The 14,424-nt window shown below is 62.6% G+C and carries 31 protein-coding genes; all 31 read right to left on the reverse strand.

The genetic code is table 11. The annotated features are described in order from the left end of the window. Window positions 1-18: 18 nt before the first annotated feature. The 31 genes from C4B30_RS14000 to C4B30_RS14120 all read right to left on the reverse strand — a co-directional run bounded on the left by C4B30_RS14000 (window position 19) and on the right by C4B30_RS14120 (window position 14,200). A complete protein-coding gene (locus tag C4B30_RS14000; RefSeq protein ID WP_105132631.1) occupies window positions 19-1,959 on the reverse strand; it encodes a DNA polymerase in 1,941 nt (646 codons plus the stop codon). A 5-nt stretch (window positions 1,960-1,964) separates the two neighbouring features. After that, window positions 1,965-2,168: a hypothetical protein gene (locus tag C4B30_RS14005; RefSeq protein WP_105132632.1), complete on the reverse strand. Its 204-nt coding sequence runs from the start codon at window positions 2,166-2,168 to the stop codon at window positions 1,965-1,967. Continuing rightward, on the reverse strand, window positions 2,168-2,578 hold the full coding sequence (locus tag C4B30_RS14010; protein ID WP_105132633.1) for a hypothetical protein: 411 nt from the start codon (window positions 2,576-2,578) through the stop codon (window positions 2,168-2,170). The genes C4B30_RS14005 and C4B30_RS14010 overlap by 1 nt, the downstream gene beginning before the upstream one ends. After that, window positions 2,565-2,831, reverse strand: a complete 267-nt coding sequence (locus tag C4B30_RS14015; RefSeq protein WP_105132634.1) for a hypothetical protein — start codon at window positions 2,829-2,831, stop codon at window positions 2,565-2,567. Before C4B30_RS14015 ends, C4B30_RS14010 begins: the two co-directional genes overlap by 14 nt. A 64-nt stretch (window positions 2,832-2,895) precedes the next feature. Then, on the reverse strand, window positions 2,896-3,201 hold the full coding sequence (locus tag C4B30_RS14020; protein ID WP_158683468.1) for a hypothetical protein: 306 nt from the start codon (window positions 3,199-3,201) through the stop codon (window positions 2,896-2,898). Between the two features lie 58 nt (window positions 3,202-3,259). Further along, the gene (locus C4B30_RS14025; protein WP_158683470.1) at window positions 3,260-3,532 is read right to left on the reverse strand and encodes a hypothetical protein; all 273 of its coding nucleotides are present in this window, start codon (window positions 3,530-3,532) and stop codon (window positions 3,260-3,262) included. Beyond that, on the reverse strand, window positions 3,519-3,797 hold the full coding sequence (locus C4B30_RS14030; RefSeq protein WP_105132637.1) for a hypothetical protein: 279 nt from the start codon (window positions 3,795-3,797) through the stop codon (window positions 3,519-3,521). Before C4B30_RS14030 ends, C4B30_RS14025 begins: the two co-directional genes overlap by 14 nt. Then, window positions 3,787-4,059, reverse strand: coding sequence for a hypothetical protein (locus C4B30_RS14035; RefSeq protein WP_158683472.1), 273 nt, complete (start codon window positions 4,057-4,059; stop codon window positions 3,787-3,789). Before C4B30_RS14035 ends, C4B30_RS14030 begins: the two co-directional genes overlap by 11 nt. Continuing rightward, complete coding sequence (locus C4B30_RS14040) at window positions 4,049-4,342, reverse strand: hypothetical protein (RefSeq protein ID WP_105132639.1); 294 nt, start codon at window positions 4,340-4,342, stop codon at window positions 4,049-4,051. The genes C4B30_RS14035 and C4B30_RS14040 overlap by 11 nt, the downstream gene beginning before the upstream one ends. Continuing rightward, entirely contained in the window at window positions 4,329-4,586 is a 258-nt protein-coding gene (locus C4B30_RS14045) for a hypothetical protein (protein ID WP_158683474.1), read from the reverse strand. The genes C4B30_RS14040 and C4B30_RS14045 overlap by 14 nt, the downstream gene beginning before the upstream one ends. Continuing rightward, entirely contained in the window at window positions 4,576-4,845 is a 270-nt protein-coding gene (locus C4B30_RS14050) for a hypothetical protein (protein ID WP_158683476.1), read from the reverse strand. Before C4B30_RS14050 ends, C4B30_RS14045 begins: the two co-directional genes overlap by 11 nt. A gap of 248 nt (window positions 4,846-5,093) precedes the next feature. Continuing rightward, window positions 5,094-6,230: a vWA domain-containing protein gene (locus tag C4B30_RS14060; RefSeq protein WP_158683478.1), complete on the reverse strand. Its 1,137-nt coding sequence runs from the start codon at window positions 6,228-6,230 to the stop codon at window positions 5,094-5,096. Between the two features lie 2 nt (window positions 6,231-6,232). Further along, entirely contained in the window at window positions 6,233-6,520 is a 288-nt protein-coding gene (locus tag C4B30_RS35305; protein ID WP_158683480.1) for a hypothetical protein, read from the reverse strand. Between the two features lies 1 nt (window position 6,521). Further along, window positions 6,522-6,782 (reverse strand): hypothetical protein, encoded by a 261-nt coding sequence (locus C4B30_RS14065; protein WP_105132644.1) that lies wholly within the window; start codon window positions 6,780-6,782, stop codon window positions 6,522-6,524. A gap of 1 nt (window position 6,783) precedes the next feature. After that, a complete protein-coding gene (locus C4B30_RS14070; RefSeq protein WP_105132645.1) occupies window positions 6,784-7,041 on the reverse strand; it encodes a hypothetical protein in 258 nt (85 codons plus the stop codon). Beyond that, window positions 7,031-7,183: a hypothetical protein gene (locus C4B30_RS35310; protein ID WP_158683482.1), complete on the reverse strand. Its 153-nt coding sequence runs from the start codon at window positions 7,181-7,183 to the stop codon at window positions 7,031-7,033. Before C4B30_RS35310 ends, C4B30_RS14070 begins: the two co-directional genes overlap by 11 nt. Window position 7,184: 1 nt before the next feature. Continuing rightward, on the reverse strand, window positions 7,185-7,454 hold the full coding sequence (locus tag C4B30_RS14075; protein WP_158683484.1) for a hypothetical protein: 270 nt from the start codon (window positions 7,452-7,454) through the stop codon (window positions 7,185-7,187). A gap of 2 nt (window positions 7,455-7,456) precedes the next feature. Further along, complete coding sequence (locus tag C4B30_RS14080) at window positions 7,457-8,575, reverse strand: ATP-binding protein (RefSeq protein ID WP_105132647.1); 1,119 nt, start codon at window positions 8,573-8,575, stop codon at window positions 7,457-7,459. A gap of 54 nt (window positions 8,576-8,629) precedes the next feature. Beyond that, window positions 8,630-8,896 (reverse strand): hypothetical protein, encoded by a 267-nt coding sequence (locus C4B30_RS35315; RefSeq protein ID WP_158683486.1) that lies wholly within the window; start codon window positions 8,894-8,896, stop codon window positions 8,630-8,632. Next, window positions 8,896-9,162, reverse strand: coding sequence for a hypothetical protein (locus C4B30_RS35320; protein WP_158683488.1), 267 nt, complete (start codon window positions 9,160-9,162; stop codon window positions 8,896-8,898). Before C4B30_RS35320 ends, C4B30_RS35315 begins: the two co-directional genes overlap by 1 nt. After that, window positions 9,162-9,446, reverse strand: a complete 285-nt coding sequence (locus C4B30_RS14085; protein ID WP_105132648.1) for a hypothetical protein — start codon at window positions 9,444-9,446, stop codon at window positions 9,162-9,164. Before C4B30_RS14085 ends, C4B30_RS35320 begins: the two co-directional genes overlap by 1 nt. A gap of 1 nt (window position 9,447) precedes the next feature. Continuing rightward, window positions 9,448-10,374 (reverse strand): hypothetical protein, encoded by a 927-nt coding sequence (locus C4B30_RS14090; protein WP_105132649.1) that lies wholly within the window; start codon window positions 10,372-10,374, stop codon window positions 9,448-9,450. Window positions 10,375-10,401: 27 nt separating this feature from the next. Next, window positions 10,402-10,632, reverse strand: coding sequence for a hypothetical protein (locus C4B30_RS14095; protein ID WP_105132650.1), 231 nt, complete (start codon window positions 10,630-10,632; stop codon window positions 10,402-10,404). Between the two features lie 49 nt (window positions 10,633-10,681). Then, window positions 10,682-10,864: a hypothetical protein gene (locus C4B30_RS14100; RefSeq protein WP_105132651.1), complete on the reverse strand. Its 183-nt coding sequence runs from the start codon at window positions 10,862-10,864 to the stop codon at window positions 10,682-10,684. 60 nt (window positions 10,865-10,924) lie between these two features. Then, on the reverse strand, window positions 10,925-11,113 hold the full coding sequence (locus C4B30_RS35325; RefSeq protein WP_158683490.1) for a hypothetical protein: 189 nt from the start codon (window positions 11,111-11,113) through the stop codon (window positions 10,925-10,927). Between the two features lie 29 nt (window positions 11,114-11,142). Further along, window positions 11,143-11,481: a hypothetical protein gene (locus C4B30_RS14105; RefSeq protein ID WP_105132652.1), complete on the reverse strand. Its 339-nt coding sequence runs from the start codon at window positions 11,479-11,481 to the stop codon at window positions 11,143-11,145. Window positions 11,482-11,483: 2 nt separating this feature from the next. After that, entirely contained in the window at window positions 11,484-12,098 is a 615-nt protein-coding gene (locus tag C4B30_RS35330; RefSeq protein ID WP_158683492.1) for a hypothetical protein, read from the reverse strand. After that, the gene (locus C4B30_RS14115) at window positions 12,082-12,375 is read right to left on the reverse strand and encodes a hypothetical protein (protein ID WP_105132653.1); all 294 of its coding nucleotides are present in this window, start codon (window positions 12,373-12,375) and stop codon (window positions 12,082-12,084) included. The genes C4B30_RS35330 and C4B30_RS14115 overlap by 17 nt, the downstream gene beginning before the upstream one ends. Window positions 12,376-12,416: 41 nt before the next feature. Further along, entirely contained in the window at window positions 12,417-12,605 is a 189-nt protein-coding gene (locus C4B30_RS35335; protein ID WP_158683494.1) for a hypothetical protein, read from the reverse strand. A 52-nt stretch (window positions 12,606-12,657) separates the two neighbouring features. Next, on the reverse strand, window positions 12,658-12,909 hold the full coding sequence (locus C4B30_RS35340; RefSeq protein WP_158683496.1) for a hypothetical protein: 252 nt from the start codon (window positions 12,907-12,909) through the stop codon (window positions 12,658-12,660). A gap of 613 nt (window positions 12,910-13,522) precedes the next feature. Then, window positions 13,523-14,200 carry a hypothetical protein gene (locus tag C4B30_RS14120; RefSeq protein ID WP_105132654.1) on the reverse strand — a complete coding sequence of 226 codons (678 nt, stop codon included), beginning with the start codon at window positions 14,198-14,200 and terminating at the stop codon, window positions 13,523-13,525. Window positions 14,201-14,424 lie beyond the last annotated feature (224 nt).

A 14,424-nucleotide genomic window follows, 5' to 3' on the forward strand; every position in this document is an offset into this window, starting at 1 on the left:
CTCCTGTCTGATATGGGGTCACTTCTTTGCCTTCCCGTACTTCTGGTGGAACCCAACCTCGCCGTTCAGCGGCAGGTCCGGCGCCCACGGCGGCGACACGCGCAGGTGGGCGAGCAACCGCTCGGCGCCCCACGGAGCCTCGAAGGCGTGCATCACGAAGCCGCCTTCGTCGTGCGATGAAATGGCCCACTTCGCATAGACCTTCTCGACGCGGCACTCCTTCACGAATGCAAGGCATTGGCCGAACACGATGATCCGCGCAAGGCACTGCACGATGTTCTCGATAACCTTGGCGCCGTAGATGTGCTCGCGGGTCTTGCCGTTCCAGAACGTCCACTCGCCGCGCACTTTCCCGAACATCTTGACGGGGTTGCCGTTGGCGTCCAGCTCGGGCTCGAACTTCAGCTCCGGGTACAGGATCTTCATCCCGTTGGGCATCAGCAGCCCGTCCTTGCACGTCTTGACCACGCCGCGGTAGTCGACGTTGACGCCGACCTGGCCGGCGACGATCGCGCGCAGCGCGTCCTCGCCGCGGCGCCACAGCTTCTTCACCTGCTGGTGCGAGTTGCGGTAGATGTCGCACACCTCTTCGGCGAACTTCGCGGCGACGATCAGCGGCTTGCCGGCCTTGTCCTTGGCTTCGCGCCTCACGGATACCGCGAACTCGATGTAGCCCATGCCAAAGCCGAACGCCAGCTTCACGCGCTTGCCCATCTGCCGCTCGTCCGGATCGTTCACCTTGGAGATCGGCCGCTTGTACACCTTCTCGGCCATCACGCAGTAGATGTCCGGCCCGCGCTTTGCGTCGTACGCGCGGTACGCCTCGACCATGTCCTCCTGCCCGGCGAGCCAGTCGAGCACGCGCGCCTCGACGTTGGACGAGTCGCCGACCACGATCATGTGACCTGGGGGCGCTTCGATCGAGTTGCGGATGTCGCTGCCGCGCTTCATCGACTGGAAGTTCGTCTTGTCGCCGCCGGACAGCCGGTGCGTGCCGCTCGCGCCCGAGTACTTGTAGTAGACGGTAGCCGGGCCGCGCGTGCCCATGCCGATCAGCCGCTCGGCGCTGCGCTCCATCAGCGTCGTCTTGTTCTTCAGCCGCGCCTCGACCAGAATCTGCACTTCCTCGTCGGGGTGCTCCTGCAGCTCTTGCATGCCGGGGTCGGTCTTGGCGAACGCGTACACCAGCGGCGGGGGCATCGTGCGCTCGGCAGGTGCCTTCTTCAGCCACGTGGGGCTGATCTTCTTCGGCGGCGGCACGCCGAGCCATTCGAGCGCGGCGGCGAACTTGTCGTTGCTCATCAGATCGTCCACCTGCACGCCGGCGCGCAGCAGCAGGGCGATCTTCTCGGCGCGCAGGTTGTCCGCGTAGTTGCGCAGCGTGCCGCGGTCCAGGTTGAGCACCGGCTCGGTGAACATCCGGATCACCTGGTCGTGGATCTCCAGTTCCTCGCGGCCGAACTGCGTGACCATGCGCATGAACAGCTCGTACGTCTGCTCGATGTCGTTGCAGCTGTACGCGCCGTAGCGCCGCAGGCCGTCGGACGTGAAGTCGCGATAGCGCATGCCCTTGACGTTGTGCACCTCGTTGCCCTTGTCGGGCAGGCCGTAGCGCTTGCACAGCTTCGCGAGCGACAGGCCGCCGTTCGCGCCGTGCAGCGCGCGGGCCATGCCGAGCGTGTCGAAGATCATCGCCGGGCGGATGCCGTAGTGCAGGTTGAGGATCAGCCCATCGAAGTGCGCGTGGTGGAAGTAGACGCCGTGGCGCTCGACATGCAGATCCCGTAAAGCCTCACCTATCTGCGGCTGCGGCACCCAGATCGACTTCTCCGCGTTGCGCTTCACGGCGACCAGGATCGACTCGAACCGCGGGTCGCGGACGTATTCCTCCGTGGTCATCTTCGACAGGGTGTAGTCGTCGCCGTAAAACGTCTCGAAATCCAAACCGAAAAGGTCCATGATTTTTACCCCTCCCTGCAGAGGTTTTCTATGGCTTTCCACGCGCCGCGCATGACATCCGACGTGTAGCCGGTTTCAGCGTGTGCCTCGGCGATTGCCAGCACCAGTGCGTAAAGCTGCGCACCGTCTCGGTACTGCGTCATCACGCAGTCGTAGCCCATGCGGTAACAGCGCCGCCGGGCAAGCTGGGTGGAAAGCCACGAAAACATTACAGATTCTCCTGGTTGAACTGATACCAGGTGCCGCGCAGGTTGTACGTTGCGACGGCCACCCGGATCTTCTGCAGGAACGCGTCCATATCGAAGGGCGGCCGCAGTATTGGATCGCCGTACTGAACCGCCGTGACAACCAGCCAAAGATGGCTCGCCTTGGTGATCGCGGGGGAGTCGATCCAGCCGCGGATTTCCGCGCGCGGCAGGTACTCGGGGTACGCCTCGAACTCGGAGCGAATGATGCCGAGCATCGTCTCGAAGTCGTCGACGATTACCGAGCTGCCGTACGCGGTGACGAGCCCGATCCGATACACCTCACCGAACCCGAACTGCGTGATGAACGGCAGCTCGGGCGGGTGCATCCACTGCCTCGCGGTCGCCTGGACCAGATATTCAGCCAGTCGCATCGCTGCCTCCGTCGAGATCGCCGAGGTTCGCGGCCAGCTCCTTCAGCGCGCGGAACGCATCGATGGGCGGGTGCACGTTGGTCGCGTGCATCGCGCCGCCGTTGTTGAACACCACCAGCATGAACGGCATCTTCTTGCCGGTCGTGTCGAAGATCGCGCGATCAAGGCCGCCGACCATGCCGGGCAGCGCGTCGAGCAGGGCGGCCGTTTCGGCGGGTTGTTCAGCGTGGATGGGTTGGTTTGCGTCGTTCATATCAGGACTCCTAAGTATCACCAGGTTAAAAACAGCCGCCCATACTTGCAAGGCGGCTGCGGACTTACTTCGGTACGTAGAGCGTGGCGATCATCTCGTCGCTGCCGGGCAGGTAGATGTCGACACCGAGCTGTTCATCGGTGAGCCCGTGCTGCTTCAACTCCGTAATAATTCGCGACATTGATACGTCGAGCGAATCGATCACAACCATGACGCCGCCGGCCGGGTCGGGCTTGATCTCGATTTTCTGTTTGGACCGCAGGTTGGCCCCGACGTGATCGCCGAGCTGCACCAGCCGCGACTCCATGCGCCGCGTACGGTCAAGAACCTCCTTGCTTACCGCGAGCAGTTCAGCATTCACGTCAGACATGACAGTCTCCAAAATTTAGGCAAACGGCACAGCTTACTACGGTCACGAAGACGATCGGTCAGGCGCCGGCCACCCGGTAGAACTCGCGCAGGTGATGGTCGGCAATCTCGCCCCACCCACATCGCGGGTCGCGCACGATGAGCATGGTCAAGGCCGCCGACACCCGCACGACGTTCCCGAAGTGTCGAGACTTCGGGTCTTGGTCAATGTACAGAACTCTGGCGTGCTCACGGTCCAGGATGGCGCAGTCGTGTATCCCGAAGCGGACCACTCGAATAGGCTCCCAGCCGAGCAGGGCGAAGTGCGCGATCAGCGCGTCACGATCCATCACGATCTTTCTCCAGGTATCGAACGAACGCTTCGAGGAAGTAGTAGCCCAGCTTGCCCCAGTCGGTGTTTGAAGCAATCGACAGCTCAGTCGACGCATTGATCGTCGCATCGATCGCTGGGGTGCCGTTGCCATAGAGCCACAGCACGACAGCGCCGTCCGTTACACCGCGCCCCCAGGCCGGCATATCTGGCATCCACACCGGCGACCACCCCAGCAACGACAGGTGCGCGATGTACTGGTCGCGCGTCCAGCGTTCACCGTTCATGGTTGTAGACCTGCAGGAACAGGGCGTGCAGCACGTTGAACCTCATCTCATCCCACGCGCATGGGCGCCACATATGCGGTTCGTCGCCCATAATGATCCCGGCCATACGGTCAGGGATCACGCCGGACCAAGACTGTATATATCCGCCGCAATCCGGCGCCTTCACGCCGAAGTGAACCAGCTGGCCCATGTCGCCCACCTGCCGGCGGATCGGTGTCCAGCCCATCAATGCCAGCGTGGCGACCATCTGATCACGATCCATCGCTTCTCTCCAGCAGCTTGGTTGCCAGTTTGCGCAGCAGTGGGCGGGGGAAATCGTCCAGCGGCACCAGCGGGAAAGTATCCTGCGGGAAAGCATCCTGCGCACGCTCCATCAGGTGCGTCTCTACCGCTAGTCGGCCTGCATTCCACCACACCTCGCAGCCGTCCAGCCAAAGCGACCATTCCGCATCTTTACGGTCGTACGTACCTACCCAATCTTGCTTCCACCCGACGACACCAAGCAGCGTCAGGTGCGCGACGAGCACATCGTCAGGCGGCAGCATTGGATAGCTCCATCGCCTTGGCGGCGCACTTCCAGAACGCTGCCGTACCGATCTGTCCCGGCTCGAAGTCGTCATTCTGATGTGGCGACAGCGTTACCCCGTCGAGGCTGCCTACCCATACGTCGTATCCATCGCCGCGCAGGCCGGGGAAAGGGTGGGCGTAGTACTTACCATCCATTCCGATGAAGTGGCCTTGGCGCCACCCGAGCAGCGCCAGCGTGGCTTCCATCGCTTTACGGTCCATGCTCTATCTCCAATGCCTTCGCAGCGAGCGCCCAGAACTGCTGATCCGGAATATCGCTGATCGGCTCAGGCGGATACCCCAGGTTCCACTCGGGGACGTTGACGATGTCGAGTAGCCGCTTTGTCCTGCCGTCGAGAGCGCTGTACCAAACAAGCGCGCCGTCGCTACGCAGCAGGTTCCAGTCGGCGTCGCGCCGGTACGTCCACCCGAGCAGGATCAACGTTGCTTCCATCGCCGGTCGGTCCATGTCAGCTTTCATGGGATAGCTCCATCGCACGGGGCGCCAACTGGTTAAAGACGTGATCCGGCATCTCCTGAACATCGCGGCGCGGCCGAGCCGATAAGTTCCCGCTGTAGTCCATGACGGTGCGATCGTCTAGTTCATACGAAACTAAGCGGTCGCCGCGCTGCAGATTCCAGTGGTAGTTGCATTCTGTGGGCCACTGGTCAACCACGCATTCCCACCCCAGCAGCGCTAGGGTGGATTCCATCGCAGCGCGGTCCATGTCACGCCTCGACGTAGATCGTCTCGCCGAACGGCGCGACGCCGGTGTCCAGGATGTTCGCCCAGATAACCGGGTGCGCCGGGCCGTCGGACGGGAACGTGCCCATCAGGTCGGTCAGCACGATCGACACGGCAGGCTCGACACCGTCGTCCTCCAGCTGGCTGAACAGGTGAGCGAACGACGTGCCGCCACCGCCGCGCGGCCGCAGCTTGACGTCCAGTTCGCCGGCGTCGATCTGCTCGCCGGGGTAGACGCGCGTGTCGAAGTAGTAGACGTGCACCTTCTGCGGCTTCGCTTCGGACAGGATCGCGTTCAGGTGCGCGGCGAAGTTCGACTGCATCGCCCGGTCGTAGCAGCTGCCCGACGTGTCGATGAACACGGCCACTTCGCCTAGCGAATCGTTCTGATGCAGCGGCGTGAAAACGCCGTGTGACCGTAGTGTTCGCCGGTTCAGCTTCGCCCAGTTGTACTCGCTCGACGACAGCGCCTGCATGAAGCGGTGCAGGTGGTTGAACCATGGCTCGCGCGCCGGCTTGTACACCTCGACCACGCCCGCCTCGATGCCGGCGGGCAGGGTGCCCATCGCCTTGGCGTTCGCCGTCGCGCGCTCGACCAGCGCCTTCACCTCCTGCTCGTACTTCTCGACTTCCTCGGCGCCGCCGTCGACATCGTGGATATCCTGCCATCCTTCGGGCAGGGAGATCCCGGCCTGCGCCATGCCGCCCTTGGCGTCGATCTGCTTCTGCAGGTCGGCATAGACGGACTCGGTCAGCCAGCCGTGGTACTTCGCGTCGTACAGCCAGCCCTGCGGAATGTCGAACCCGTTCTCCTTCAGCAGGGCATTGACGACGAAGTCGGCCGCGACGTTCCACAGCATCGGGTCGCGCGCGCCGCGCCGCGTGCAGTGCAGCAGCACCTTGTGCACCAGCTCATGCAGCACGACGAGCACCTGATAGTCCAGCGGCTTGCTGCCGAAGAACTCGCGGTTCAGGAACAGCGTGCGTCCGTCGGTCGCCGCCGTCGGCACTTCGATCGATTCGCGTACCGTGAGCGAGTACGCCACTTCGGTCCAGAAGCTCAGTTCGCGCCGCAGCGTGATGCGCACGAAGGCGGCCGCGGCCAGGTTGGTTTCTTCCATTTTCATTCTCCTTGAAGTGCTCTCGCTATCATCCAGTCGGGCAGGGTGTCCCACGTGTCGTAGGGGATGCGGTCCCAGGGAACGTCAACATATTCATCAGGACCAGCGCCGGCATGATCGAACCCCCACCGTCGCCTCGGGTTATCCAACGTGCAATGCGATATCGTTTCGCCGAACTCGGATAGACCCCGGCGCACGACTCGCACAGTGCTGCTCGGATGGTCGCCGGGTAACATGTACAGCACCAGCGTGTATCCGGCGAGCGCCAGCGTTGCAGCTTTCGGGTGCATGTCAGGCTCCTTGGAGTGCGCGCTGCAGGAGGTTGTCGGGGAGCGTGGTCCACTGTTCAGCATCGACGTCATCCCATGTGGCGGGCAAGTATTGGTCGGGCTCGCTCGCTGTCGCCATGCGCCATAAGTTATTGCGTCGCAGCACGCAGAGCCCATTCGAGTGAGCGGCAAACCCCGGCTGACGAAAGCTGATCGAGTCGATGACCGGTAGCAGGTGCGGTTCGAACCCAGCCAGCATCAGCGTCACGGCTTTAGGGTGCATGTCAGGCTCCTTCGATCGCTCGTTGCAGCATTTCGTCGGGCAGGTAATCCCAGATGGCATCGGGCAGGCAATCCCAGCCGACTTGGTCGTACGCCTCGGGCTCTAGTGCTTCGCCGAATGCCCAGCTCCTGGATGCCCCGCATCGCAGCCCACCATCCCCCTCTTTGAACCCAGGCCGTGCCAACCGCACCGTTGTTTGTCCCTTCAGTTGGTACGGCAGCAGCCCAGCCAGCGCCAGCGTCGCAGCTTTAGGGTGCATGGCGGCTCCGGCACAGGGCGATCAGCGTGCCGGCCAGCACGAAGTACGGCGCGGCCCAGATGAACACGAGCCCGGTGAAATCGTCCTCGCCGATGCCGATCAGCACGCACGCAGCCGCGCACAGGAAACAGAGCGTGATCATTTCATTCTCCTTTCTGGACAGGCGGTCGTGCCGACCAGTTGTCCGAGACGACCAGGTGCCAGTCGTAACCTATCCAGCTATCGCTGACGCCGAGCGTGCGGTTGTCCTTCAGCAGGACATGGGCGCGACCGCCCCGCATGCCTACGATCGCGCCGCCCAGTGCAACGTGCGCTGTCGCAACGTCGATCGTCACGGGGTCGACCGTGATTTCGAGGCGGCGCGGCGGGAGCGCGGTAGCGCGCCCCCAGTCGACAAACCTGGTCGCGCCCACGATCACTTCCCGGCGAGCAAGCGGTTCAGCTCGGGGTCGCTCACCCACTTCACGTAGGTGCCGCCGCGCTGATAGTCGAAGCCCTTGCGCCGCACGATGTTCTTCAGGATCACGGTCTGGAACTCGTACGGCAGGCGCTGGCCGAACGTGTGCACCTCGGCCATCTGATCCTCGGTGCAACGCAGCGCGACCATCATGGCCAGCATGTAGCGCTCGGCCATGCCCTTGGGCAGCGCGACGCCGGCCGGATCTTTCATCACGTCATCGACGCTCGCGATCGTGCCGGCGATCGCCTTGTGCGTGTGGTATGCGGTGCCCACGCCAACGCCGAGGTTGCCGATGCACTCGGCCAGCGTGACGGGCGAGTTCAGCTCGTCGGCCGCGTATTCCTTGCGGCTGATGCGTTCCCATGCACGCATGTTCGCCCAGATGCCGCGCTTGCCTTCTTCGCTCATGCGATCGCCCGCATCGCCGCCGGCCTGCTTGCGCCGCTCGCGCGCCGACTGCGTGGTTTCGAACACGTCGTCGTAGTTGTCGATCAGATGCGCATTGTCCTTGAAGAACGTCTGCACGAACGGATGCCACACGTGCTTCGCCGCGTAGTCGACGTTGTCGTTCGGCTCGACGTACACGTCCAGATGCTCGAAGCGCGACAGGAACGCGCGGCCTTGCTGCTGCACGCCGGACTTGTCCTCGATCCGGTTGCCGTCGGCGATCACGATCACGCCGTCCGGCTTGCGCAGCGAGCCGCTCATGTCCTCGCCGTTGATGTACTTCTGCAGCAGCCGGGCGGTGGCCGGGTCGGCGTTCGGCAGCTCGCCGAAGAACACGATGCCCTTCACGTCCGGTTCGGCGTACGCGTTCGGCAACGCTTCGTTGTTGTAGAGCCGCAGCGTGCCGCGATCGTAGTCGGGTGCGCTCGCCACGATATCCATCGGGCTCATCGTCGGCGCGTAGAACGTCCACACCTTGAAGCCTTCGATGCGCTTCTTCATCTGCTCGGCGAACTCGTTGATCGTGGTGGTCTTGCCGATCGCCGGCTTGCCGGCAAGGAACGTGTTCGTGCCGGCGATGTAGTTGCGGACGAGGACAGGGGGTAGCTCTTTCAGGCGGATGGACATTTAAGTTCTCCTAAAAAGTTAGTCGTCTCGTTTGACGACGATTACAGTGTGATCCTACGCGGTAATACTTTCAATGAAGCGGTGCAGTAAATCAGGGCGAATCACATCCCACTTGCGATCGGGCACGGCGGTCCAGTCACAGGGGCGGTATAGCTGGACCATTCCTACCGTATTGGTAACCCAGTCGCCTTTCTTCGCGTCGTAAATCAATGTGGGCTCTTTAAATGCCACCGCGCGAGTGGCACCGAAAAACTCTCGGCTACTGCCAATCTGATAGAACTGGCATCCGTGCAATGCCAGTAATGCAGCGGTCGGATGCATCACAGCGTCTCCATAAATTCGCGCAGCAGCTTGCCGTACAGAGCGTCCCACGCAATCTCGGGCACGATATCGAACGTCGCCGGAACATAGCCTGCGTGCTCGGGCCGCGCGCTGATCATGAACCAGTAGCGCGTTTCGAACTGCCACGCGAGCAACGGCCAGCCGCGCTCAACGGATGTGCCAATCCGAAGGCCGCTGGTCGGTGCGTGTCCGCTCGTCCATACGCGGCATCCATGCAATGCCAGTGTTGCAGCCGTGGGGTGCATCACAGCCTCTCCAGAAAATCGGCGAGCGTGCCAGGGCCGATCGTGTCCCAACGACAATCCGGGACGTCACTCCATTGGGCTGGGTGATAGCACTGCGGGTTGCCCACGGACGTGATTCTTGCCGCATCCCCGGCGTCGTCGTTGATCCATATCTCGGCACCTCGTGCGCCCAGCGGGAGCGCGGCGATGCAGATGCCACGTGTCACGTCGCCCATGCCATCGTCGTAGCGGTACCGGAAGATGCCGCAGCCATGCAATGCGAGCGTTGCAGCCTTCGGGTGCACGTCACACCTCCATCAGGTCGGCGACCAACGCAGCGTCAGACGTGGCGCGCGTGACCGTAGTGTTTGGCTCCGGCTCGCCGGCGAACTTCGCCGCGAGTGCGCGCGCCTCGGTGATCGCTGCGGTGCGCACGGCTTCGTCCTTGCGCAGGTCGACCGGGCTATACGTTGCGAGCGAGCGCGCCTCGTCGCACAGCGCAGCCAGCTGCGGATCGTTGGTCAGGTTCAGCGCGGGCATCACGGCGACCAGCTCGGCAATGTTGCCGACGAGCGAGTCGTTGAACTTCTTCACCGACTTGTCGCCGTACTGTTCGAGCGTCGATGCCATCTTCGACACCACGGCGTGCAGCCGCTTGTACGCCTCGTCCATCGCAGCAGCGATGCGCTGCTCGGTCGCGGCCTGCGCATCCCCGATGAGCCGGTCTACTTCGTGCTGCTCGACACCCTCCACGATGCGGAAGTCGTCGGCCGCAGGCAGCGGCATCACGTCGAGCGTGAAGCGGAACTTGGCACGCACTTCCTGCTCGCCGGGGTAGTCGCTCGGGTTGAACAGGTGAGCGAGGCGGAACTGCGCCTCGGCCACGGCCTGCTGATACTTGACCAGCAGCGCATCGACCAGCAGGTAGCCCTGCGTGATGCGGTCGCCCGACTCGGCCATGAAATCCATGTGCCGGGCCACGTTGCCCACGCGCCAGCCGCTGTCATCCCACGGTGCCGTGTTCGTGTAGATGAACGTGCGGTAGCTGTTCGCCCACTTCTGCACGTCGTCCAGCTCGGCGCAGTCGGGCAGCAGATCCTTGTGCACACGGGCGCTACCGTCGGTGGCGCCCGCATCCTGGGTGACTTTCTGGCTCTGGGCCTTGTCGAGCCGCTTGGCCGTCCAGATGGACAGGCTCGGCCGGTAGAGCAGGACGGAATTGCGGAGGGACATGGTCGTCTCCTTGTGACGTGTGGTTGGTCAAGCGTTGCAGTCCGGGTGGTCGCTGTCGCCGTCCACCTCGAAGCAGGGCATCACGTCATCGTCGACGGACGCCTCGCCAAGGATCGGATCGCCGTTCGGCCATGCGCCGAAATTGCAGTCGGCTTCCATGACGTGCTCGCGCAGCTTTGCGCGCGCCTCGTCGATCGTGGCTGCCTTGACCCTGATCGACGCGAACAGCTTCACGTCGAAGGCGTATTCGTGATCCATCGTTTTCTCCTAGCAAGTGGTGGACAGGTGGTCGTGCCGACCGGCTGTCTTAGGCGCGGCGGTGTATATCGACAACCTCGACGTTGGTGCGCGCGATCAGCGCCGCGTCGCGTATTGCCGGCTCTTTCTCGACAGTGCGCAATGCAATCGCCTGCGCTTCGTCGGCGGTGCGGGCGTCGATGTTCATCTGGTACGTCAGTACCTCATCGATCGTCACCGTGAAGGTGGTCATGGCTTTCTCCTAACAAGTTGTATTTCGGAATACTTAGTGTCGTCGTGACGACGAATACTCTCAATGTGTCGCGAACCTTCGATTCCACCGCGCAACCAAGTGAAACGCCTTGTCTCGATCGATAACGAACCGCACCGGCTGCATATCGTCGGCGTCAGCAGCCGGAAGCCGCGAGCATTCGGCGTCGCTCCATTCGCGCGCGATCGCATACCCGCGTCGGTGGTTGTGCCCTGCAATGTAGAGGCGCATCGTAGTTCTCCTGTAGCGGGCGGGGTTGGTCAGTCAGGCGTGCGGTCAACCGTGATCGGCCAGCCGTACGCATCGTGAAACTGCCCGGCATAAGTGCGGGCGCACTCGGCTGTGGCGAAGTCGCCGATGCACACGACGCCGCCCTGCACCTGATGCAGGTAGACGCTATAGAACGACGGCGTGCCGTCCGGATCGGTCAGCACTTCCACGAAGTCGTCGTCAGCGATGCAGCCGCTTATCTCAATCGCGTCGAACGCATCCGCGCCGCTCGCCAGAACGGCGGCAATGCCCCAACGTTCGGACCGGAAACCGTCGACCTGCGGATCGATCCCGTCCGGGTCGATGGCGCACTGGTTGGTCTTGTCCATCATCAATCTCCCGCCGGCACGGCCGGCACAAAATCCCCCGCCTCGGTGAAGCGGTAATCGTTCGACTCGATCATGTCGGCGCAGCTATCGTCGGACGTGCGGTCCTCGTAGTCGGCCAGCATGCGGGCGAGCATCCAGTGCGCGGCCGCTTTCACGGCGTCTACCAACGAGCGGAACAAGTGGGCATCGCCTACCTGCGTGTATCCGTCGTCGCCGTCGCACGTGTATTCGTCGATCGTAAAGCACTGCCCGTGCCGCCCGATGCCTGCCGACGCGCATGGCCATTGCAGCAGGATCGCCGTGAACGTGGCGGCGACGGCATGCAGCGCCTCGTCCTGCGGCGCGTACGCCAGCAGCGCGGCGACGTCCATATCCGCGACGCGCCAGCCGCCCGAGAACACCACGAAGTCGCCGCCCTGCACGTAGCTGCCCACCGAGTACTCGACGGCGGGCCGCCCCTTGCGGTCGGTATCCACGTCGATGCCGAGGAATTGCAGGCAGGTGAGGCAATCATCGATCACGTCATCCGGGCGGTAGTCGTTGGCTTCGGCTTCACGCATCCAGTCGATAGCGCGCTGGCGGGCGCGGTCGTCCAGGGCGTTAAGCGGCAGGGCCATCGCCTTCTCCAAGCATCCAGTCGATCCACGCGAGGCGGTCGGCGCGCATCGCATCGAACTTGGATCGGCCAATCCCACGCGCCAGCTGCCAGCCTCCCAGTGTGGCGAAACCGTCAAGCGCCGTGTGTATGTAGAACCGCATCCGTTCAGCGGCGCGGTCGAGCGCCGGATCGTCAACGGCGACCGCGTTCAGCGCGAGGCAGATCATGTCTTGCTTCCCGATCTCGATCAGATCGCGGGCGCGGATCAGCGCGCGCCGTTCGTTTTTGGTCAGCATCGTTTTCTCCTAACAAGTTGTGGACAGATGGTCGGGACGACCTAACGTCCAAGCGATGACAGGGAATTGATTTCTTCCCGGTAGCACGGGTTACACGATTCGATCGTGCGGCTCGCGAGGTACATGAAAATGGTTCGCTTCTCCACGTCATCGCGCAGGCGGTTGCAGCGCGTACACAGAGTCAGGATGCGCACCGTCATCGGGCGATTGCGGAATTGATCGGTTGTCATGGTAAGTACTCCAAACGACTTGCTAGACCCCATTGTCGGAGCCGGTAGAGGTTCATTCAATGCGGCGCGACGAGAATACGAGGTGCCAGTGCGGTGGGAATTCGTCGGCTGAAAAGTCTGGGTCGTGTGCCGGATCGTTCACCACGCCGAGCACTAGGCCGTAGGTTCGATCGACATAGGCGCATCGGCCACCCAATGCTAGATGTGCGAGTGCCACCCGCAGCGAGCACGGCGCGGCACTGACACGGTACTCAACAGGCTCGTATAGATCACGCGCGAGCACAAAATCATCGTCGGGTTGCATGGCATTGACGGGAACTAGAGGAAAACAGCGGTGGATAGAGGACTAGATAGCGGACGTGTGATCGCATACCTCTACTCGAAACCCTTGCTGCATAAGGCTCTCAGCTGATACTAGAGGACTAGAGGAAACTTTGCGCGGGTATCGCCTACGGGAGTTATTCCCCCCATGGGTGACGCGTGATGTTTTGTCTTGCGCGCACCCCGCACCCGATGCGCGTTGAGGGTCGCGCGTGACGAGACTTCGGGGAAAACAATCCTCTAGTTCTCTAGTAAAAGTAATAGAAATAGCCAGAACCCTTGTGGATAAAGGGTTTGCTGGCTAGAGGACCGACTAGAGAAAGGCTAGAGGACACTGAGAACTGCCAGTTTTTCCCTCTAGTTGGCCATTCACGGCCCGATCACAAGTGTGTAGTGGGCGATTTTGCCCATATCGACCATGGTTTCCACCGAGACACACGCGGCGACCGCCGACAATGCCGTGATGCGCAGTTATTCAACGCGCCCGTCGAGGTATTCAACGAAGAAGCGATAGGTCCGTTCCATGACGTCCTCCGAAACTGTGCACACAGAAAGCCCGCGACGATGCGCGGGCCATCCTCACAACACGTTGAGCGTTACGCGGCCTTGGCGGCCGGTTGCAGGTCGCGGCGCAGTTGCGCGGAGAGAGCCGTCAACGTCTTGGCTTGCAGCGCGGTCTTGCGCTCGGCGGCGAGCAGGTGCGTGCACGCATCGAGCACCGAAAAGATGCCCACGCGCGCGATGAACTGTTCGAGCGTTTCGGACTGCGAAGTGGCGTGCACCTGCGTTTCGCCCTTCGGTGCGCCGGCCGACGGCGTCGCCGCCTTCTTCGAAGTCTTGACCGCGTGTTGTGCGATAGCTTCCGCGATGGGCGCGGGCTTGCCCGCATCGATGGCCGCTTGCTTCGCGTCCGCGTAAGCCTTCTGGGCTTGCGGTTCAAGCTCGGCGAGCCGCTGCGCGCGCTTGGTGACGCTCGCAGCATCCATCGATACGGGCAGCGCGCCGTAGGTCGCGATGACAGCGGCCGCGTAGGGCTTGCGCACCCACTGGTTGTCGGTCAAGCCCTTGCCCTTCGCCACTTCGGCGAGCGCGTCGTGATCGGCGCGGTACTGCGCGAAGGTTGGCATCACGTCGCCATAGCGCGAGGCGAGCAGCGCACACAGCTTCGTGTGCATGGTCTGCTCGGCCTTGCGCGCGGCGACGCAGATATCGATGGCGGATTTGTGGAACGGCAGGATTTCAACCGGCGATGCGGTCGACGTATGGACGATCATGATTTTCTCCCAACAAGTAAGCGGATAGAGCGATCCGCGCGCTGTACTGCGTCTTTCTCCCAACACGTTTGAGGCGAAACGTTGCCCCGCGACTACATCTTATGCAAAGCGTGGATTAACGCAAATGGAGGACAAGCGGTTAATGCGACCAAATGTCCTGAAAATGCGGGCGAAAAGAAAGAATTACTTGTTTCCGGGCGGGGGGTACGAGGGGGATGAAAAGG

The sequence above is a fragment of the Burkholderia sp. BE12 genome (genome assembly GCF_002959955.1).
Taxonomy (GTDB): Bacteria; Pseudomonadota; Gammaproteobacteria; order Burkholderiales; family Burkholderiaceae; genus Burkholderia.